This window comes from Streptomyces sp. NPDC020875 (assembly GCF_040641415.1).
GTDB lineage: Bacteria > Actinomycetota > Actinomycetes > Streptomycetales > Streptomycetaceae > Streptomyces.
The window spans coordinates 123,869-144,259 of the sequence record NZ_JBFADP010000014.1; the positions used below are offsets into that span (position 1 = coordinate 123,869).

Consider the following 20,391-nt stretch of genomic DNA (forward strand, 5'->3'; position numbering starts at 1 on the left):
GCCCGGTCCGGGGCGCGGCGGGGGTCCCGGCCCCGCACGAGGAGTCGGGCGGCCGGGCGAGCGGCGACCGTCAGCTCGCGCCGCAGGTGCCGCGGTACGGCCGGTCCGGGATGAACTGCCGCCACTCCTGGGGTGTCAGATCGCGGGCGAGCGTCGCGCACAGTCCGGCCGCCGTGTGGTCGGGGTCCGTGTCCCAGAGGCGGGCCGTCCGGTCGTCGCCCGTGGTGGCGAGGGTTTCGCCGTCGTGGCTGAAGGTGGCCGCGCGGATCTGGGCGGTGTGGCCCGTGAGGGTCGCGAGGAGTGTGCGGTCGGTGAGGTCCCAGAGCATGACGGAGGTCTCCGCGTTGGCGGTGGCCAGGGTGCGGCCGTCGGGGCTGAAGGCGACGGAGTGCGCGGCTCCGGCGCTGCTGACGAGGGTGGAGCGGCGGGTGCGGCGGTCGGTGTCCCAGAGGATCACCGTCCGGTCGATGCTCGCGGAGGCGAGAGTACGGCCGTCCGGGCTGAACGCGACCGCGCGCACCTGGCGGGTGTGGCCCGCGAGTACGACCGTACGGGACCATCGGGCCGTGTCCCACAGGATGATCCGGCCGTCGTAGTCGGCGGTGGCGAGAGTACGGCCGTCGGGGCTGAACGCCACCGCGTTGACCCCGCCGCCCGCCGTGCCGGTGCCGTGGGTCAGCCGGGCCGTGACCGTATGCCGCCGGGCGTCCCGGACGACGACCGTCCGGTCGGCGCTCGCGGTGACGACCAGACCGCCGTCCGGGCTGAACGCCACATCCGTCAGCCGTTCGGAGTGGCCGGTGAGCCGGACCGGTGGGGCGCGCCCGGTGAGGTCGTGGAGGGTGAGCGCCTGGTTCCCGGGGTCCGGCGGCCGGGCCGGGCCGCCCGCACTGTCGGCGGAGACGCCCGAAGCCGTGGCCAGGGTCCGGCCGTCGGGACTGAACGCTACGGCCCTGACCTGGCCCGGTTCCTCGGCCAGGACCCGGGGGCGGGTACGGCGTTCCGGGTCCCACAGCATGGTCGCCCCGTCCTGGCCGACCGTGGCGATGGTCCGGTCGTCGGGGCTGAAGGCGATGTCGTGGACCCGGCCCCGGTGCCCGTTGAGCGGGCCCTGGGTGGCGTCCCAGAGGGTGATCGTCCCGCTTTCGCCCGCCACGGCGAGCTGTCGGCCCGGCGGATTGAAGGCGAGCCCGGAGATATTGGCGCCGTGGCCCGCGAGGGTGGCCCTCGGGGCACGCCGCCGGATGTCCCACAGGACGACCGTATGGTCCTGGCCGCCGCTGGCCAGGGTCCGGCCGTCGGAGCTGAACGCGACCGATCTGACCTCCGCCCCGTGGCCGGACAGGACGGCGACCCGGCTGCCCCGGGCGACGTCCCAGAGCCGCACCGTATGGTCCTGGCCGCCGGTGGCGAGGAGTTTTCCGTCGAGGCTGAAGTCCACGGAGTCCACGGACGCGGTGTGTCCGGTGAGCCGGGCGAGCGGCTTGCCGTCCGCCGCGCGCCACAGCCGTACCGTACGGTCGGCGCCCGCCGTGGCGACGGTGCGCCCGGAGTTGTCGTACTCCACGGACCACACCCGGCCGGTGTGTCCGGTCAGGGTCAGCCGGCGCCGGTTCGCGGAGTCCCAGAGCACGACGGTGCCGTCGTCACCGGCGGTGGCGAGACCTCGTCCGTCGGGGCTGAACGCCACGCTCTTCACCGACCCCCGGTGCCCCGACAGGGTCGCCGTCGGCTTCAGCCCCAGAACGTCCCAGAGCACCACATCGCCGTCGTCCCCGCCGCTGGCCAGCCGCCGCCCGTCCGGGCTGAACGCCACCGTCCGAAGCCACGTGGAGTGCTGGGACAGCGTCGCCGTCCTGATCCGCCGCCAGGTGTCCCACAGGACGATCCTGCCGTCCCGCCCGGCGCTGGCGAGCGTTCCGCGCGTGCTGTACGCGACGTGGGACACGGCGTCGGTGTGACCGCTCAACTCGGTCTGGAAGAACCGGCGGGCCGAGACCGACTGCAGGGCGCCGCGCGCCTCCGGCGTGTCCGAGGTCCGGTACGCCTCCACGCCCAGCAGCATCGCCGTACCCGGCCGGGAGTCCACCAGATTCAGTGCCTGGGCCGCGAGCTGCCGGGACAACGCCGTGCCCTGGGCCCCCAGGGCCTCCTTCTCCGCGGCCCGGGCGCCGCCCCTCTGGACGTACGCCACCACGCCGAACACCGCCGTCACGACCAGTGCCAGGACGAGCCCCAGCACCAGTCCGCGCAGCCGGCGGGCGCCGCGGGCGGTCGCGTCCCGTTCCCGGTCCTCCTCGGCGGCGCTCGCGTCGAGGAATTCCCGCTCCGGTACGGTCAGTTCCTCCCGGTGGCCGTTCCGGCCCGCCCACTCCCGGCTGACGGCCAGCCGGGTGCCCCGGTAGAGGGAGCCCGGGTCCCGGTCGAGGTCGGCCCAGATCCCGGCCGCCTCCGTGAGCCGCCGGTGGGTGAGGATGCCCTCGCGGTCCTCCTCGATCCAGGCCCGGAGCCGGGGCCAGCCGGTGATCAGCGCCTCGTGGGCGAGGTCGACCCCGTTGTCGTCCAGGGTGATCAGCCGGGCGCGGGCCAGGCGTTCGAGGACCAGGGCGACATCCGCCGCCCGCCGTGACGCCTCCGGGCCCCGGCCGCCGTCGCCGGCGGCGTCGAATTCCGCGCGGGGCGCCGGGCGCCTGGTGTCCTGGGCTCCCTCGCCCGGGGTGATCAGCCGGAGCAGTACCCGTCGCACCAGCCGTAGCTGCTCCGGCGAGAGCGGGGCGCACACCTCCTCCGCCGTCGCGGCGATCGCGCCGTCGACTCCGCCCGCGGCCTCGTACGCCTCCATGGTGAGGGTGCGGCCCCGCCGTCTTCGCCAGGTCTCCAGCAGGACGTGCGAGAGCAGCGGCAGCCCGCCGGGCCGCTCCGCGACCTCCTCCACCAGCCGGTCGGTCAGTGCCCGTTCGACGAAGAGCCCGTTGGCCCGGGCCGGGCCGACGACGGCCCGGCGCAGTTCGGCCCGGGTCATCGGGCCGAGCAGCAGGGTCGTCTCCCGCAGCGCGTCGGCGAGCGGGCCGTGTTCGGCGCAGCGGGCGTAGAAGTCGGCGCGGACCGCGATGACGACCCGGATCCGGCTGCCGGGCCGCCGTACCGCGTCCAGCAGACCGTCCAGGAACCCGGTGCGCTCGGCCGGGTCCTGGCAGAGCGTGAAGATCTCCTCGAACTGGTCCACGAGGACGACGACATCGCCCCGCTCCCCGTGACCGTCTTCCGGTAGCCGGCGCAGCCTGTCGAGGATGTGCGTGGGGCGCGGGCCCGGCGTATCGGCCAGGACCCGGGCGATACGCGGGTACGGGGCCCCGGCCCGTACGGGCGCCGGGGGCGGCGCGGGCCGCGGTGGGGGCGGGGGCCGTCCCGAAGTCCGGGCCCGCCCGGCGGGGTGTACGGCTCCGGGACGTACGGCCCCGGTGCGCCCGGCCCGCCGGACGGTCCCGTCGGCCCGGCCGTCGTCCGGCTCCCGCAGGCGGGGGATCAGCCCCGCGCGCAGCAGTGACGACTTACCGCTGCCGGACGCGCCGACGAGCGCGGCCAGACGGTGGGTGCCGACCAGGCGCATGATGTCGTCGACCAGCCGGTCCCGGCCGAAGAACCTTTCCCGGTCCTCCGGTTCGAACCGGGTCAGCCCCGGATAGGGCGAGGCCGTGCCGTCGTCGGCCGGGGACAGCGCCTCGTCCGCCGCCCGGTGCCAGCGCCGTTCCCATTCGCCGGGGTCCGCGCCGCACACGGTCGCGTAGGCGAGGGCCACCTCCTTCGACGGAAGCCGCTTCCCGTCCGCCGCGCGGGAGAGCACGCTGCCCGAGTAAGGGGCGCGGCGGGCCATCTCGCGATAGGTCGGGCCGCCCGCGTCGGCGCGCAGCTTCCGCAGCTCGTACGCGAACCGCTGTACGGGGCCCGCCCCGGGATCCAGCGGCTTCTCAGGACGTCCGGCCACGGGTCCCTCTTCCACGCCTGCCGTCGCGGGAGCACGGGCTCCGCGTCACCGGCGAACGTACTGAGCGACCGGAAGTCCGGCAAGCGGTCAAATCCGGCCAAGACCGTCATGCCGTGGCGCCCCCCCGTACGACGTGCATTGATACGCGCTCCCGACACTCCTGCGCACCAATTCCCGGCCCCCGAAGACTCGGAGTGATCCCGCACCACCGGTACGGCCGGCAGCGCAGCGGTCCCGGCCGTCCGCATCAACGGAGGAATCGCCATCATGAACATCCGCAAGCGGACCACCGCCATCGTCTCGACCGTCGTGCTGGGCGCGGCCGTCGTCTTCGTGGCACCCGCCGCCACCGCCGCTCCCGCATCCGAATCCGCCGAGCCCCCGGCCCGGGTACGGGGCGACGGCGCCGGACTCCGGGCCGTCGCGTCGGGCAAGGCCGATGGGGTGCTCCGCACCAGCGACGGGGCCGGCTCCGTCAAGATCACCTGGACCTGGCACCGCAGCGCCGACGGCAAGACGTACTACGGCAGCTTCCGGGGGACCTTCCACGATCACAAGGCCGACAAGAAGTACGTACTGCTCCAGGCGAAGTGGCGGGGCGGGGGATGGGCGACGATCCGCAGCGCCGCGAACGGCGAGAAGTTCAAAGGCGACTACAGCAAGCTCAACAGTCTGAACTTCCGCGCCTGCCTGCAGGGCGGCCCCGGTAAGTGCGGCAAGCCCGCCTGGTGATCCGTCACCGGGCCGGGGCGGCGCGTCACGCGGCGCCCTGAGCCCGGCCCACCGGCCAACGGGGGCACGGGGGACGGGGGAACGGGGGGAACAACGGGGGAAAGTGGGGGGAAGAGGGAAGGGGGGATACGGCCTCCGGGGACGGTTCGTGACGCCATGGGCGGCGGATCGTCCCCGGAGGCCACCGCGCGTTCCGGCGCCGGGCGTGGATCGTCGCCGCCGCCGGGACGGTGGCCTTCGTCCCTTATGCGGTGATGAAGGTCTGGCGAGCGGCCCGCGTCGGGGTCAGGGCTTGCGGAACTCCTCGATCAGGACGGGGTACTGTTCGCCGCCGCGCCCCCGGGCGATCGCCCGGTTCGCCATGGTCTTGAAGAGTCTCGGCAGCTCCGCGTTGACGCCCGCCGATTCGGCCTCCTCGATCAGATGGTCCATCGACCGGGCGTCGGTCTCCAGGGCAGCGACCTCGGCGGGGAAGGAGCCCCGGGCTATCTGGTCGGCGTAGCCGGGGAGCCAGCCCGCCACCCCGGCGGCCATCTGCTGGGCGAAGGGCGCGTAGACGGTGGCGTCGACGCCCGCCGTTTCGAGCAGGGCGGTGCCCTGGAGCCAGGCGTTGAGCACGGCCCACATCATGGTCAGGCCCGCCGCGTCGTACAGGGACGCCAGACCGGGGTCCGTACCGAGGTGGGCGAGGGTGCCGAGGGCGGCGAGCGCCGGTTCGTGCGTGGTGAAGTCCGGCTGCGGGCCGCTGAGCAGGATGACCGCCTCGGCGGTGCCGATCACCGGCGGGACCGCCATGATCGCGCCGTCCAGATAGCGCGCGCCGTGCTCGCCGAACCTGCGGGCGGCCTCCCTGGCCTGCTCGGAGCTGCCCGAGGTGAGATTGACCAGTGTCGTACCGCCGAGGGAGGCCCCGGCCGGGCCGAGCAGGTCGTGGACGGCGGGGTAGTCGGTGAGACAGACCACGGTCAGGGGGCTCGCCCCGAGTGCTTCGGTGACGGTGGCCGCCCGGTGGGCGCCCTCGGCGGCCAGTGCTTCGGCCTTGGCGGGCGTACGGTTCCAGACCGTGGTGGGGTGTCCGGCCGCAAGGAAGGCACGGGCCAGGGCCTGCCCCATCAGGCCCAGTCCGAGGACCGTGACGGGGGCGCCGGAGGCGGCCGGGGCGGTCGGCCCGGCCGGAGGGGCGGGGGCGGTGACAGGTGCTTCGGTGTGCTCGTTCATGGCAGCATCGTCGACGTTCATACCGGTATGAAGGTCAAATCGGGGGTCGCGTGCTGATCGGGGAACTGAGCCGGCGGACGGGCGTCAACGCCCACCAACTGCGCTACTACGAAGCCCAGGGCCTGCTGGAGCCGGAGCGCGGCGCCAACGGCTACCGCGAGTACGACGAGGGAGCCATACTGAAGGTGCGGCAGATCCGGCACCTGCTCGACGCCGGGCTGTCGTCGGACGACATCGCCTTTCTGCTGCCCTGTGCCGAGGGCGAGGCCCCGGAGCTGCCGGGCTGTCCGGACTTCCTGGCCGCGATGCGGTCCCGGCTGCGGCGGCTGGAGGACGAGATGGCCCGGATCGCCCGGTCCCGGGCCGCCCTCACCGACTACATCGCGGCGGCCGAGCGCATGGGGGACGTCGACTATCCGCCGCTCGACGGCAGCGACCAGAGGCCCGTCCCCGCCTGAGAGCGTGCCGGGCCGTCGAGGGGGCGAGTGCGACGATCCGTAGAAGATCGTCGGCCGGGTCAGCCGCTCCCGGCGTCCCGGCCGTCCGCGGCGGCGGAGCGTGTGCCGATGCGGAGGGCGAGGCCGTCCAGATAGATGTCGAGCTTGTCGGCGAACCAGCCGCGCCCGTGCCAGGTCGCCTCGGCGGTGAACTCGGCGCTGAACGGTGTGGGGGCCGACCAGGTGTCGCGGTACTCCTCCCGTACGGTCCGGCCGCTCCCCGCAGTCGTCTCCCGGTCGAGATGGCGCATCGCGATCCAGGTGCTGAGGACGAGTTCCGCGACGAAGTCCACCGAGACGACGGCCTCGCGGTCGGTCAGACCGGCCGCGACCAGGGAACGGGCGTAGCGGATCAGCCGCTCGACGATGGCCGGGGGAGTGCCCGGTGTGGTCAGCACGGCCTGGGCGAAACCCGGGTGGGCGTCGCACAGTTCCCAGATCCGGTCGGCCAGCTCCACCAGCAGGTCGCGCCAGGGCAGTCCGGCCTCCGGCCAGTGGGTACCCTCCACGGCCAGCCCGATCGCGGTACGGACCAGGTCGTCGCGGTCCTGCACATAGCGGTAGAGGGTGGAGTGACTCACCCCCAGCCGGGCCGCCACGCCGGGCATGCTGAAGTCCGCCAGCCCCTCGGCGAGCGCGGCCTCGGCGACGGCCCTGGCGGTGAGCGATCGCGGGCGGCCGGGCGCCCCGCCGGGCGAACCCGCCCGGCCGCCCGCCCGGCTCTTTCCCGGCCGGCGGCTACCGGCCGCGTCGGGCCCGGACGCTCCCGTTCCCGCCGTGCCGTCCGTCATGAGAGGGCTGAGCCGATCCGCCATCCGGCCGCCCGGCTGCGCTCGTGCCAGAACCGGGCGTAGTGCCCGTCGAGGGCGAGGAGATCCGTATGGGTTCCGTGCTCGGCAACCCGTCCTTCGTGGAGCACCACGATCTGGTCCGCTGTCATCACGGTGCTCAGCCTATGGGCCACGACCAGCAGTGTGCTCTTCGCCCGCAATTCCCCCAGGGCGCGCTGCACCACCGCCTCGTTCTCCGGGTCGAGCGCGGCCGTGGCCTCGTCGAGCAGCACCACAGGTGCCCGCTTCAGCAGCGCGCGGGCCACCGAGACCCGCTGGCGCTCACCGCCCGACAGCGCCCGGCCGCCCTCGCCGACCCGGGCCGACCAGCCGTCCGGGAGCCGTTCGACGATCGTGTCGACCCCGGCCAGGCGCGCCGCGTGCCGTACCTCCTCGTCGGTCGCGTCCGGGCGGCCCACCCGGATGTTGTCGATCAGGGTGTCGTCGAAGAGGTGGACGTCCTGGAAGACGAGGGCGAGCCGGGCCATCAGATCCTCGGTCCGCTGGTCCCGGACATCGGCCCCGCCGACCCGGACGGTGCCGCCGCGAACGTCGGAGAACCGGGCGATCAGCCGGGTCACGGTGGTCTTGCCCGATCCGGAGGCGCCGACCAGGGCGGTCATGGTGCGGGGCGGGACGGTGAAGTCGACACCGTTCAGGACGTCGGGGCCGTCCCCGTAGCCGAAACGCACCCCGACCAGCTCGATCTCGCCCGGTGCGGGGGTCGGGGCGGAGCGCTCGGGGGTGGGCAGCGGCGGTTCGTCGAGGACCTCACGCACCCGGCGCAGATCGTTCCCCGCCATCCGGAGCACCCCGGCGAACTCGCCCACCTCCGTGAGCGGTCCGGTGAACCGGGCCACGAGGGCGAGCAGGGCGACGAGTTCGACCGGGTCGACGCGGTCCCCGAGCGCCAGCAGGGCGCCCACGCCGATCAGGGCGGAGAAGCAGAGCTGGACGGCGAATCCGCTGAGCAGCATGCCGGGTATGGAGAGCATGACCTGTCGCCGGGCGGCGAGCCGCTGTTCCTCCAGCGCCTCCTCCAGCGGGCGGTAGCCCTCGGTGGTGCGTCCGAAGGCCCGCAGGACGGTCTGGTCCCGGGCGAACTCCAGTACCCGGTTGGCGGCCTCCACCCCGGCCCGGTCGTTCTCCTCGTCCGACCGTGACATCAGACGTACGGAGAACCGGGCGGCCAGCAGGATCAACGGCGAACAGACGAGCACGGCGAGGCCGAGCCGCCAGTCGTGCCAGAACATCACCACGACCACGGTCGCCGGGGCGAGCACTCCGGTGACCAGGGGCTGGAGCAGATGGGCGCAGCTGCCCGCGATGGACAGGACGGACTTCGTGCCGATCCGGCTGAGCCGTCCGACTGCGGTGCCGTCGAACCAGCCGAGTGGCAGGGTCACCGCGTGGTCGCCCAGCCGGTGGTGGAGGGTGGTCAGGACGACGAGGGCGAGCCGGAAGCCCAGCATGGCCTGGGTGTAGTGGGTGACGAGGAAGAGCACGACGGCCGCCCCCATCCAGGGGAACCACGCCGCGGCGCCGTCGGTGTCCCCGGCCAGCAGCCGCCCCAGCACCGGGACGAGGAAGGCGACCGCGGCACCCTGCGACACACCGTTGACGGTGAGGGCCGCCAGATAGCGGACGAGGGTGGGGCGGTGGTCCGGGCCGAGTACGGCGGCCAGGTCGCGGATCATGAACCGGTCCCTTCATGGGTCGCCCACAGCCGGGCGTAACGGCCGTCGGCGGCCAGCAGTTCGGTGTGGGTGCCGCGTTCCACCAGCCGCCCGCCGTCCAGTACCGCGATGGTGTCGGCGGTGGTGACGGTGGAGAGCCGGTGCGCGATCACCAGGACGGTCCGGCCGGCGATCAGCGGGGCGATGGCGTCCTGGATCTCGGCCTCCGACGAGGGGTCGGCGAAGGCGGTGGCCTCGTCGAGAACGAGGACGGGGGTGTCGGCGAGGAGCGCGCGGGCGATGGAGACGCGCTGCGCCTCGCCGCCGGAGAGGGCCAGCCCCTCGCCGACGACCGTGTCGTAGCCGTCCGGGAGGGCCAGGATCCGCTCGTGGACCCGGGCCGCCACCGCCGCGGCCCGTACCTCCTCGTCGGCGGCGGCGGGCTTGCCGAGCCGGATGTTGTCGCGGATCGTGCCGCGTACCAGCCGGACGTCCTGGAGGACGAAGCCGATGGTGCGGTAGAGCTGGGCGGTGCTCAGCTCGCGGACATCGACCCCGCCCACGGTCACCCGGCCGCCGGTGACGTCGTGGAAGCGGGTGACCAGGGCCGCGAGGGTGGACTTCCCGGCGCCGGACGGGCCGACGAGCGCGGTCAGGGTGCCGGGGGCCAGCCGCAGGCTCACCCCGTCCAGGACCTGCCGGGTGCCGTCGTAGCTGAACGACACGGTCTCCAGGGCGACCTCATGGCCCCGGGGGAGCCGAGGGGTCTCGGGCTCGGGCAGGACGGGGACGGTGAGGACGGCGTCGATCCGCAGCGCGGCGGCGGTCGCCTCACGCCTGGCCTGCGCGCCGAAGCCGAGGGTGAGCAGCGCGCTGGGGAGGATCATGGCGACCAGAGAGGCGGTGAGCGCGTCGACGGGGGTCACCCAGCCCCGGGAGACGAACCAGACGCCGCCGCCGAGGGTGACCAGCAGGACGACCGGCGGCGAGATCGCCATCGAGGCCGCCGCCTCCAGCTTGAGCATCGGACGGACCCACTCGCTGTAGTTCCGGCCGAACCGGGTGGCCGCCTCGCGGTATCCGGCGTGGGCCCGGCCGGTACGGCCGAAGGTCTTGACCACGGCGATGCCCCGGACGAACTCGACGATGCTGCGGTTGACCGCGGCCACTCCCGCGTCCATCGCGGCCATCTGCGGGGCGAAGTCCCGCATCATGTAGGCGTACGCGCCGAGGTACACCGGCAGGGTGGCCACCGCCAGCAGGGCGAGCCGCCAGTCCAGCCAGAGGAGATAGCCGAACCCGGCGACGGGAACGGTGATCGCGCCCACGGACTCGATCGCGCTGTGGGCGACGAGATGGTGCAGGTCGTGCACATCGTTCTGGGCCGCCTTGCGGACCGCGGCCGAGGAGTGGGCGTCGAACCAGCCCAGCGGGACCCGCCCCAGGCGGTCCACGATCCGGCGCCGCAGTGATGCCTGGAGCCGGACGTCGGCGAAGTGGGTCACGCCGAGAGCCGCGATGCCGAAGACTCCGCGGACGGTCAGTCCGAGCAGGGCGATCAGTACAGCGTGGCGTACCGCGTTCTCGTCGGTCGGCCCGGCGGCGAGCAGGGTCCTGGCCAGCTCCGCGACGGCGACGAAGGGGACGACCGCGGCCGCCGACCCGATCACCTGGAGCCCCGACCCGATCAGGATCGGTACGCGAACCGGCGCGAGCAGGTCCTTCAGAACCGCGGCCGCGCGGTCAGGCTCCCCGCCGCCCCCGGGTGGTGGCACCGCGTCCGGGGGCGGCGCCCCGCTCTCCCGGCCGGGGGCCGTCGTTTCGGTCGTGGCCATACCGCCTCCTTGTTTCAGACAGGCTGTCTGCTTTGAGTGAGGCTAGCCTAAGTAGTGATCTGCGTGAAGCTCGTGGTCACGGAACCCCTTGCCGCGCGGGGCGGGTCAGCCGTCCCGGGTGGGCCGCCACGTCCGGGCGAGCGAGGCGGCGGTGAGTACGGCGGCGGGCGCGCCCTGCCCGATCAGCCGTCCGTCGCCGAGGAGCAGGCAGACATCGGCCGAGCGGGCGGCGTCGAGGTCGTGGGTGGCCTGGACGACCGTGGTGCCGTCGGCGACCAGTTCCGCCAGCAGGGTCGCGATGCCTTCGCGGGCCTCGGGGTCGAGCCCGGTGGTCGGTTCGTCCAGAAGCAGGAGGTCGGACTCCTGGGCGAGGCCCTGGGCGATCAGGGCTCGCTGCCGCTGGCCGCCGGACAGTTCTCCGAGTTGCCGGGCGGCGAGATCGGCGATCGACAGGCGTTCCATGGCGGAGTCGACCGCCGCCCGGTCGTGGCGCGTCGCCCTGCGCCAGAGTCCGAGCTCGCCCCAGCGGCCCATCTCCACCGTCCGGCGCACGGTGAGCGGCAGGGCGTCCCCGACGGCGGCGCGCTGCGGGACGAACGCGGGTCGGGACCGGGTGGAGTGCCGTATCCGTCCCGACGTGGCGGGGATCACGCCGGCCAGCACGCCGAGCAGGGTGGACTTCCCGCTGCCGTTCGGCCCGACCAGGGCGGTCATCGCCAAGGGGGCTATTTCCAGATCGAGTTGGCGGAGTACGGGCCTGCCGGGATATCCGGCGGTCACGTCGGCGAGCCGGATGCGAGGGCTGCGCCGTTCCTCGCCGGAGGGCCCATGAGGGGTGTTATTGAACATGATTGTCATTGTAGTGTCAGCGTATGGAGTGGTTGACGGCACCGTTCGAGGTGACCTTTGTGCAGCGGGCCCTGTGGGCCGGGATCCTGGTGTCGGCGATCTGCGCGCTCGCGGGGACGTGGGTGGTGCTCCGGGGGATGGCGTTCCTCGGGGACGCCATGTCGCACGGGTTGCTGCCGGGCGTCGCGGTCGCCGCGCTGCTCGGGGGCAATCCGCTGGTGGGGGCGCTGGTGAGCGCGGCCGTCATGACGGCGGGTGTCACCGCCCTCGGCCGCGCGCCGAGGCTGTCCCAGGACACCGGGATAGGACTGCTCTTCGTCGGCATGCTCTCCCTGGGCGTCATCATCGTGTCGCGGTCCCAGTCGTTCGCGGTCGACCTGACCGGGTTCCTCTTCGGTGACGTCCTCGCGGTGCGCGAGAGCGATCTCGTACTCCTGGGCGCGGCTCTCCTGCTCGCCCTGGGCGTCGCGGTCCTCGGGCACCGGGCCTTCCTGGCCCTGGCGTTCGACGAACGCAAGGCCCGGACGCTCGGACTGCGGCCCCGGATCGCGCACGCCGCGCTCCTCGGGCTGCTGGCCCTGGCCATCGTCGCCTCCTTCCACATCGTGGGAACCCTGCTGGTCCTCGGGCTGTTGATCGCCCCACCGGCGGCGGCCCTGCCCTGGGCGCGCGGCGTACGCGGCGTCATGGTCCTCTCGGCCGCCGTCGGCACGGTCGCCACCTTCGGCGGACTGCTGCTCTCCTGGCATCTGCGTACGGCGGCCGGGGCGACCGTCTCGGCCCTCGCGGTCGGCCTGTTCTTCCTGTCCCATCTGGCGTCCGGACTCCGCCACCGGCGCCGCACCCACTCCGCCGACAACTCCGCCCGCCCTGCCGAGCCCGCCCTGGGTGGCAGCGCGGCCCGACCGAACGAAGCCTGAGGCGAACTCCGTTGTACGCGCGCAAGAAGACCATCGCCATGACATCGGCACTGCTGGCGGCGGCCCTGCTGAACGCCGGCTGTACCGGCTCCGGCGACGGGGAACCCCGTGCCGGGTCACCGCCCACGACCGCCCCGCACGGGTATGTCGAGGGAGCCACCGAGTCGGCCGAACAGCAGTCCCGGCTCGTCCTCGGCGACCCCGCTACCGGGGCCACCCGTGTACTCGACCTGATCAGCGGCGAGGTCCACGACACCGGACGCCGGGCCGGTGTCACCGGTCTCACCACGGACGGCCGCTTCGGCTACTTCTCCGGAGCCGACGGCACCGAAGTCCTGGACAGCGGTGCGTGGATGGTCGACCACGGAGACCATGTGCACTACTACCGGGCGAAGATCCGGCACGTCGGCCGATTCCCGGCCGGTGCCGGTGCCGGGATCCGGGGTGACTCCGGCGCGACCGTGGTGACGGACTCCGCGGGGCGGGCGAAGGTCTACCGGCGCGCGGACCTGGAGCGGGGGACGACGGGCGCGGCCGTCGAACTACCCGGGGTCTTCGCGGGACCCGTGGTGCCGGCCGGGGAGCATCTCATCGCTCTGCGGCGGGCCGACGGCGGCGGTACCCCGAGGACCGTCGTACTCGACCGCCGTGGGCGGCTGATCGCCTCGCCGGGCACCGGCTGCGAGGACCCGCGGGGTGACGCGGTCACCCGGCGCGGGGTCGTCTTCGGCTGCGCCGACGGCGCCGTGCTCGTGGCCGGGACCGGGACCGGGACCGGGACCGACGGCGGGTACACCGCAGTGCGGATCCCGTACGGCGCGAAGACCCCGGAGCGGGAGCGGGCCGGGGCGTTCCGGTACCGCCCGGGCAGCGCGACGCTCACCGCGCTCGCCGGGAAGAACGCCATCCTGGTCCTGGACGTCGACAAACGGACCTGGACCCGGGTGGAGACCGGCCCCGTCGTCGCCGCCAACACCGCCGGAGCGGGCTCGCCGCTGCTCGTCCTGCGGACCGACGGCGCCCTGTACGGCTACGACATCACCACCGGCAGACAGCTCTCGGCCACCCGCCCGCTGCTGAGGAACCCCTCCGCCGCCGGGGCCGGAAAGGGACCGGCACCGGTCATCGAGGTGGACCGGAGCCGGGCCTACCTCAACGACCCCGAAGGCAGGCGGGTGTACGAGATCGACTACAACGACGGCCTCCGGATCGCCCGCACCTTCGACCCGGGCATCCGGCCGGTCCTGATGGCGGAGACAGGACGATGAACCTACGCGCGCGGACGGCACGAGTGCGTGCCCTGCTGCTGACCCTGATCAGCTGCTTCGTCGTCGCCGGAACGGCGACCGGCTGTACGAGCGGCGACGACCGCCCCCGGATCGTCGTGACCACCAACATCCTCGGCGACATCACCCGCGAGATCGTCGGCGACGAGGTCGACGTCACCGTGCTGATGAAGCCCGACGCGGACCCCCACTCCTTCGGTCTGTCGGCCGTACAGGCGGCCGAACTGGAGAACGCCGACCTGATCGTCTACAACGGGCTGGGCCTGGAGGAGAACGTACTGCGGCATGTGAAGGCCGCCGAGGAGTCCGGTGTCGCGGCCTTCGCCGCCGGACCGGCCGCCGATCCGCTCACATTCCGGACCGGGGACGAAGGCGGCCCCGCCGGGGAATCCGGCGAGCCCGACCCCCACTTCTGGACCGACCCCGACCGGGTACGCAAGGCCGCCGGACTGATCGCCGACCGGGTCGTGGAGCACGTCGGGGGCGTGGACGAGAAGACCGTCCGGGAGAACGCCCGGCGCTACGACACCCGGCTCGCCGAACTCACCGCCTGGATGGAAAAGTCCTTCGCGGCCGTCCCCGAGGACCGCCGCGCCCTGGTGACCAACCATCACGTCTTCGGCTACCTGGCCGACCGCTTCGGATTCCGGGTGATCGGCGCGGTCGTCCCCAGCGGTACGACCCTCGCCTCTCCCAGCTCCTCCGACCTGAAGTCCCTCACCCGGGCCATGGACCGGGCCGGTGTGCGCACCGTCTTCGTCGACTCCTCACAACCCACCCGGCTCACCGAGGTGCTCCGCGAGGAGATGGGCGGCGATGTGGCCGTCGTCCCCCTGTACTCCGAGTCGCTCACCGAGAAGGGCAAGGGCGCCGGTACTTACCTGGAGATGATGCGCGCCAATACCTCGGCCATGACCGAGGGCCTCACCGGCCGCTGAACCCGGCCGACTTCCCCGCGGCAGGCCGTTCCACGCCGACCGCTCACCTGAACCCGCCCCACCCGGGCCGGAGAGGAAACACACCATGAACCGATCGACACACGCCAGAACGCTCACCGGTACCGCCCTCGCCCTGGCGGCGGCCCTGACCCTGACGGGCTGCGGCGAGGACAAACCGTCGTCCTCCGGCGGCAAGCCCGCACAGACGAAGAACGGTGAGACGGCCGCGGTCGCCGATCCGCTGGTCGCCACCTTCGAAGGCGGACTCTACGTCCTTGAGGGAAAGAGCCTCGAACTCGCCAGGACGGTCGAACTGCCCGGCTTCAACCGGGTCAACGCGGCCGGAGACAAGACGCATGTCATGGTGTCGGCCGACACGGGGTTCCGGGTCTTCGACGCCACCCGTGGCACCTTCACCGGCGCCGAGTACCGAGGGGCCAAGCCGGGTCATGTCGTACGGCACGGAGGCAAGACGGTCCTGTTCACCGACGGAACGGGCCGGGTGGACGTCTTCGACCCCGCCGGACTCGCGGGCGGAAAGAAGCCCGAGGGCCGCAGCTACACCTCCGCCGCACCCCACCACGGTGTCGCCATCGAAATGGCCGACGGCGCATTGGTGACCACCCTCGGCACCGAGGAGAAGCGCACCGGCGTCCTGGTCGTCGACAAGAACGGCAAGGAGGTCGAGCGGGCCGAGAACTGCCCGGGCGTGCACGGCGAGGCCGCCGCCCAGGGGGAGGCCGTCGGCTTCGGCTGTGAGGACGGTGTTCTGCTCTACAAGAACGGCGAGTTCACCAAGGTCGACGCCCCCGGAACGTATGCCCGGATCGGGAACCAGGCGGGCAGCGACGCCTCCCCGATCCTCCTGGGCGACTACAAGACCGACCCCGACGCGGAACTCGAACGACCGACCCGGATATCGCTCATCGACACCCGGACCGCGAAGATGAAGGTGGTCGACCTCGGCACCAGCTACTCCTTCCGCTCCCTCGCCCGCGGCCCCCACGGTGAGGCGCTCGTACTCGGCACCAACGGCGTCCTCCATGTGATCGACCCGGAGACCGGCAAGGTGACGAAGAGGATCGAGGCCGTCGGCGAGTGGCAGGAGCCGCTGGACTGGCAGCAGGCCAGGCCCACCCTCTTCGTCCGCGACCACACCGCGTACGTCTCCGAGCCGGGCAAGCGCCAACTGCACTCCATCGACCTGGAATCCGGCCGGAAGTCGGCCTCGGTGACCCTGCCGAAGAGCACCAACGAACTCTCCGGAACCATCACCGGCCACTGAGGAAAGCCCGGCGCCGGGCTCTCCCGGCGCGCTGTCCGGCCCGGCCGGCAGCGCGCCGGGGGCCGCCACCACCGCGGCAGCGGGCGGGCCGTCGAAGACAGGGTCCCGCCCGGGTGCTCCCGGCCCGGCCCGTGCCGCCCCGAGGGCGTGCCGGTCAGCCCACCGCCGTCTTCACCAGGGCCGCGATTCTGGACTCGATCTCCGGGGTGATCTCGGTGATCGCGAACGACGTCGCCCACATCGAGCCGTCGTCCAGCTTTGCCGGGTCGTTGAAACCGAGCGTGGCGTAGCGCGCGGAGAACTTGGACGCCGCCTGGAAGAAACAGACGATCTTGCCGTCCAGCGCGTACGCCGGCATCCCGTACCAGAGCTTGGGGGCCAGGGACGGCGCTGATGCCGTCACCACCGCGTGGATCCGCTCGGCGATCACCCGGTCCTCGTCGGGCATCTCGGCGATCTTCGCGACCACGTCCCGCGCCGCCTCCGCCTCCTTCTCCGCCCGCGACATCCGGCGCGCGGCCTTCTTCTTCTCCTGAAGGTGCTCCTTCAGCGCCGCCCGCTCATCGGCGGAGAGCCCGACCTCGTCACCACTGCTGCCCTTGCCCATGACAGAACTCCCCTTCGGAATCTTCGGCGATCAGGACCCACGGCCCGGTTCCCGGCCACTGGAAAAACCGTACCCGCGGCCACTGACAATCCGACTGATCTGCGGAAACGTCCCCCGGGTGCCCCATGGGGACCCGGGCGCCACTAGCATGGCGCCGAAACGGAGCGAGAGGGGTGGCCGGTCATCGTGGCTACGGCGGCAAGCGGCGGCGGTACGGCCAAGGGCGGCGGCGCCGCGTCCGGCAGTGTCTGGCTGCGCCCCCCGCGCCAGGCCCGGGCGGAGCCACCGCTGAGCCGGGACCGGATCGTCACGGCGGCCGTCGCCCTCCTGGACGACGAGGGCATGGACCGGCTGACCATGCGACGCCTCGCGGAGCGCCTGGGCGCCGGGGCGACCACCCTCTACTGGCACGTCGAGACCAAGGACGACGTGGTCGACCTCGCCTTCGACGCCATCTTCGGCGAGGCCCCGCTGACCGGAAGCCCCCGCGAGGGCGCCACGGACCAGGGCTGGCGGGACGATGTGGTCGCCCTGCTCACCGGCTGCCGGACGATGCTGCTGAATCATCCCTGGTCCGGCGCCCTGCCGCTGCGCCGCCGCCCCTCGATGGGCCCGAACTTCCTCGGCTGGCTGGAGTGCCTTCAGTCGACGCTGGTCAGGGCCGGGTTCCGGGGGCAGTCCGTACAGGCCGCCTGCTGGGTGCTGTACAACCATGTCCAGTGCTCCACCGCGAGCCAGTCGAGCCTGCACTGGCCGGAGGAGGATCGGCTGGCCGCCCGCGAGCGGCTGCGCGCCGAGGCCGACCGCTACCCCACCCTCGTCGCCGGTGACTACGTCCTGGACGACGGCTGGGAGGAGAACTTCCGGCTCGGGCTCCGCTACGTCCTCGACGGCCTGGAGGCCCGGCTCGCCGCCGACGCCTCCTGACCCGCCGGGCCGCGTGTTTTCCGTCCCGTGCGGTCCGTGCGGTCCGGGCGGCCCGCGCGATCCGCCCCGCTTACCGCCCGTTCCCGATGCCCAGCGCCTCCTTCAGGAACACCTTGTAATAGCGCGGCGCGCCCTCCGTGGTGAGTACCTCGATCCGCGCCCGGACGTGCCGGTCCTTTACGGCCTCCCGTACGAGGACGTCCGCCAGGTCCGCCCGCGAGGTGAACCACCCCGGCCGACGCCCGGTGTGTACGGAGTACTTCGTCGCCGTCGTCGCGTCGAAGAGCCCCGCCGGGCGGACCACCGTCCAGTCCAGGTCACTGGCCCCCACCAGGTCCTCCATCCGGCTGGTGTCGTCGTAGAGCGTCCGCCCCATCCGCAGCAGCGTCGGCACGATCACCTTGCGGAAGACCAGGGATTCGCCCGGCGCCTCCACATAGTTCGCGCCGATCGAACTGACGCAGACCAGCCGCCGGATGCCGTGCTTCTCCATCGCCGCCATCACATGCGCCGTGCCCCGCGAGTAGACCGTCACCGGTTCCTTCGTGTACGAGACCCCCACGGTCGAGATCACCGCGTCGTGCCCGGTCACCACCTCGCACACCGCCGCCGCGTCCTCGATGTCCGCCCGCACCACCCGCAGCCGGTCCGGTTCCGATATCGGGAAGTCGTCCGGGCGGCGGGTGACGGCCGTGACCGTGTGCCCCTCCGCCAGCGCCTGCCGGGTCGTCAGCCGGCCGGTGGGCCCGTTGGCGCCGAAGATGATCAGTTTCACGCGCTCCTCCTACGGATGCGTACATTGATCGGACACTGGAACGTTGTTCTAGTGCTCGATCAATGTACCAGCGGCCTCGCGGGTGTCGGCGCCGGGCGTCCGAGTGGCACACCCCGGCCGGGAAAAGGAGAATTCAAGTGGGTGCCGAACGACCGAACGATTCGGTCCGCCTCGTATGTCGGCGAGTAGACCTCGGCCGCCCCGTCTTCTCGGCCCCGTTCGGACCCGGCGCGATACTCGCGAGGCGCTGCCGTACGAGCGGGAGGTGCCGCCGTGACGAATCCCCGGGAAGTACTGGCTCGGGCGAGCCAGGGGCCCGTACCCGAGAGCTGGCGGGTCTTCACCAAGAAGCGGGGGAAGATCTCCGGCTTTCTGCGCGGAACGTCGGACGACCCGGATCCGCTGCTGGTCATCACGCCCGACGAGGCCGTCGAGTACAAGGACGACCGAAAGCCGCCGGTGGTCGTCGACTTCGACGATCTGACCGGCGTGACCCTGAAGGCGGCGGCGAGTACCTCGTCCGACAGCATGATGGCGAGCCTCGATGTGTGGCTGGACCTCGTCCACCGCGACGGGCGGAAGGAGAAATGGCGTTCGATGTCCTTCGCGGGTGATCTCCGGGCGATCCAGGGATTCATCGAGGCATACGGCGCCCATCAGGGGCTCCCCGCGCACTACCCGCCGCCACCGCCCGCCCCTCCGGCCCGGCCTCCCGCCGACCCCGGCCGGTGGTGAGGCGACCGGCGCCCGCGCGGCGCGTTCACGGAATCCGCCGGGTGCGGGCCGTTGTGCGCCGGGCGTGCGTCGGGCACTTTTGACACCATGTCGAAGAAGGTGTGGACGGCGGAACCGATACCCGATCAGACCGGGCGCGTCGCCGTCGTCACCGGCGCCAGCAGCGGTCTCGGGCTCGCGACGGCGAATGCCCTCGCGAAGAATGGCGCGAATGTCGTTCTCGCGCTACGCAACAAGGAGCGCGGCGAGCGCGCCCGAGCCGAGATAGCCGCCGGACTGCCGGCCGGGGACCCGGCGGGCCGACTGCGGGTACGCCTGGTCGACCTGGCCGATCTCGACTCCGTACGCGCCTTCGCCGATACGCTCCGCGCCGAGTGCCGACAGCTCGACCTCCTGGTCAACAACGCGGGTCTGATGGCCCCGCCCCGGACCCTGAGCCCCCAGGGTCACGAGATCCAGTTCGCCACCAACCACCTGGGCCACTTCGCCCTGACCGGCCTGCTGTTCGACCTGCTGACCGGCGACGATCCCCGCGTGGTGACCATCACCTCCGTCACCCACCACCTGGGCCGGATCCACTGGGACGACCTCGACGGCGCCCGCTCGTACTCCCCGACCCGGTACTACTATCAGTCCAAACTAGCCAACGCGATCTTCGGTACGGAGCTGCACCGCCGGGCCACCGCCGCCGCGAGCCCGGTCACCAGCGTGCTCGCCCACCCCGGCTACGCCGCGACGGCCCTCTTCCAGGCCGATCAGACCGGCCCGATGAAGGTCATCGGCCGCCTCGGCGACCTCGCCCGGCTCGGTCAGCCCGTCGCCCGGGGCGTCCTGCCCCAACTGTGTGCCGCCACCGGGCCCGACGTACGCGGCGGTGACTACCTCGGCCCGGACGGCCCGTTCGAGATCCGGGGCGCGGGCGTCCGCCGGGCCCGCCCCGCCAAGGCCGTGACCGACCCCGAGAACGGCCGCCGCCTCTGGGAGCTGTCCGAACGCCTGACCGGCGTCGCCTTCACGATCCCGAACGCCGCCGGAGCGTGACGCGTACGGCTCCGGGCGCGCCCGATGGTCCCGTCGTACGGGTCGGCCGGGCGCGGCGGACCCGAGACCGTCTCCGCGTACGAGCGCGACCGGAGCGACCCCGGCACCAGGCGCCACTCGTAGGCGCACACCAGTATTACTGTCCGGCCCGCCCGTCCCGGCTAGGCCGTGTCTTCAAAATGGCGCCGTCCGCCCGAAGGGCGGGGCCCGCGGCGTCCGGTGCGTGCAGTCGCAAGGCGGAGGGGTTCCCTCGTA

The 20,391-nt window shown here is 72.8% G+C and carries 17 protein-coding genes; 9 read left to right on the plus strand and 8 right to left on the minus strand.

Going from position 1 to position 20,391, the window contains the following annotated elements:
* Positions 1 to 70: 70 nt before the first annotated feature.
* The gene (locus tag AB0G74_RS10685) at positions 71 to 3,985 is read right to left on the minus strand and encodes a hypothetical protein (RefSeq protein WP_361143146.1); all 3,915 of its coding nucleotides are present in this window, start codon (positions 3,983 to 3,985) and stop codon (positions 71 to 73) included.
* Between the two features lie 267 nt (positions 3,986 to 4,252).
* Here AB0G74_RS10685 and AB0G74_RS10690 point away from each other — a divergent pair, with 267 nt between their 5' ends.
* Complete coding sequence (locus tag AB0G74_RS10690) at positions 4,253 to 4,717, plus strand: hypothetical protein (RefSeq protein WP_361143148.1); 465 nt, start codon at positions 4,253 to 4,255, stop codon at positions 4,715 to 4,717.
* A gap of 285 nt (positions 4,718 to 5,002) precedes the next feature.
* Here the strand turns inward: AB0G74_RS10690 and AB0G74_RS10695 are convergent, their stop codons facing one another.
* A complete protein-coding gene (locus tag AB0G74_RS10695) occupies positions 5,003 to 5,935 on the minus strand; it encodes an NAD(P)-binding domain-containing protein (RefSeq protein WP_361143151.1) in 933 nt (310 codons plus the stop codon).
* 50 nt (positions 5,936 to 5,985) lie between these two features.
* Here AB0G74_RS10695 and AB0G74_RS10700 point away from each other — a divergent pair, with 50 nt between their 5' ends.
* On the plus strand, positions 5,986 to 6,393 hold the full coding sequence (locus AB0G74_RS10700; protein WP_361143154.1) for a MerR family transcriptional regulator: 408 nt from the start codon (positions 5,986 to 5,988) through the stop codon (positions 6,391 to 6,393).
* A gap of 59 nt (positions 6,394 to 6,452) precedes the next feature.
* Here AB0G74_RS10700 and AB0G74_RS10705 read toward each other — a convergent pair whose 3' ends face one another.
* From AB0G74_RS10705 to aztA, 4 genes are all read right to left on the minus strand, one after another.
* The gene (locus AB0G74_RS10705) at positions 6,453 to 7,223 is read right to left on the minus strand and encodes a TetR/AcrR family transcriptional regulator (protein WP_361143157.1); all 771 of its coding nucleotides are present in this window, start codon (positions 7,221 to 7,223) and stop codon (positions 6,453 to 6,455) included.
* Positions 7,220 to 8,959, minus strand: a complete 1,740-nt coding sequence (locus tag AB0G74_RS10710) for an ABC transporter ATP-binding protein (RefSeq protein ID WP_361143160.1) — start codon at positions 8,957 to 8,959, stop codon at positions 7,220 to 7,222. The genes AB0G74_RS10705 and AB0G74_RS10710 overlap by 4 nt, the downstream gene beginning before the upstream one ends.
* Positions 8,956 to 10,773 (minus strand): ABC transporter ATP-binding protein, encoded by a 1,818-nt coding sequence (locus AB0G74_RS10715; RefSeq protein ID WP_361143163.1) that lies wholly within the window; start codon positions 10,771 to 10,773, stop codon positions 8,956 to 8,958. Before AB0G74_RS10715 ends, AB0G74_RS10710 begins: the two co-directional genes overlap by 4 nt.
* A gap of 105 nt (positions 10,774 to 10,878) precedes the next feature.
* Positions 10,879 to 11,631 (minus strand): zinc ABC transporter ATP-binding protein AztA, encoded by a 753-nt coding sequence (gene aztA / locus AB0G74_RS10720; RefSeq protein ID WP_361143166.1) that lies wholly within the window; start codon positions 11,629 to 11,631, stop codon positions 10,879 to 10,881.
* A 14-nt stretch (positions 11,632 to 11,645) separates the two neighbouring features.
* Between aztA and aztB the strand changes: the two genes are divergently transcribed.
* The 4 genes from aztB to aztD all read left to right on the plus strand — a co-directional run bounded on the left by aztB (position 11,646) and on the right by aztD (position 16,051).
* Entirely contained in the window at positions 11,646 to 12,542 is an 897-nt protein-coding gene (gene aztB, locus AB0G74_RS10725; RefSeq protein WP_361143169.1) for a zinc ABC transporter permease AztB, read from the plus strand.
* Between the two features lie 38 nt (positions 12,543 to 12,580).
* Complete coding sequence (locus AB0G74_RS10730; RefSeq protein ID WP_361143172.1) at positions 12,581 to 13,810, plus strand: hypothetical protein; 1,230 nt, start codon at positions 12,581 to 12,583, stop codon at positions 13,808 to 13,810.
* Entirely contained in the window at positions 13,807 to 14,766 is a 960-nt protein-coding gene (gene aztC / locus AB0G74_RS10735) for a zinc ABC transporter substrate-binding protein AztC (protein WP_361143175.1), read from the plus strand. The genes AB0G74_RS10730 and aztC overlap by 4 nt, the downstream gene beginning before the upstream one ends.
* An 85-nt stretch (positions 14,767 to 14,851) precedes the next feature.
* On the plus strand, positions 14,852 to 16,051 hold the full coding sequence (gene aztD / locus AB0G74_RS10740) for a zinc metallochaperone AztD (protein ID WP_361143178.1): 1,200 nt from the start codon (positions 14,852 to 14,854) through the stop codon (positions 16,049 to 16,051).
* A gap of 154 nt (positions 16,052 to 16,205) precedes the next feature.
* Here aztD and AB0G74_RS10745 read toward each other — a convergent pair whose 3' ends face one another.
* The gene (locus tag AB0G74_RS10745) at positions 16,206 to 16,658 is read right to left on the minus strand and encodes a DUF1801 domain-containing protein (RefSeq protein WP_361143181.1); all 453 of its coding nucleotides are present in this window, start codon (positions 16,656 to 16,658) and stop codon (positions 16,206 to 16,208) included.
* A 186-nt stretch (positions 16,659 to 16,844) separates the two neighbouring features.
* Here AB0G74_RS10745 and AB0G74_RS10750 point away from each other — a divergent pair, with 186 nt between their 5' ends.
* Positions 16,845 to 17,585: a TetR/AcrR family transcriptional regulator C-terminal domain-containing protein gene (locus tag AB0G74_RS10750; RefSeq protein WP_361143184.1), complete on the plus strand. Its 741-nt coding sequence runs from the start codon at positions 16,845 to 16,847 to the stop codon at positions 17,583 to 17,585.
* A 70-nt stretch (positions 17,586 to 17,655) separates the two neighbouring features.
* On the opposite strand, the gene AB0G74_RS10755 is transcribed toward AB0G74_RS10750, so the two are convergent.
* Positions 17,656 to 18,360, minus strand: a complete 705-nt coding sequence (locus AB0G74_RS10755) for an SDR family oxidoreductase (protein ID WP_361143186.1) — start codon at positions 18,358 to 18,360, stop codon at positions 17,656 to 17,658.
* A gap of 273 nt (positions 18,361 to 18,633) precedes the next feature.
* On the opposite strand from AB0G74_RS10755, the gene AB0G74_RS10760 reads away from it, so the two are divergent.
* On the plus strand, positions 18,634 to 19,095 hold the full coding sequence (locus AB0G74_RS10760) for a hypothetical protein (RefSeq protein ID WP_361143189.1): 462 nt from the start codon (positions 18,634 to 18,636) through the stop codon (positions 19,093 to 19,095).
* Positions 19,096 to 19,182: 87 nt separating this feature from the next.
* Complete coding sequence (locus AB0G74_RS10765; protein WP_361143191.1) at positions 19,183 to 20,136, plus strand: oxidoreductase; 954 nt, start codon at positions 19,183 to 19,185, stop codon at positions 20,134 to 20,136.
* The last annotated feature ends 255 nt before the right edge of the window (positions 20,137 to 20,391 follow it).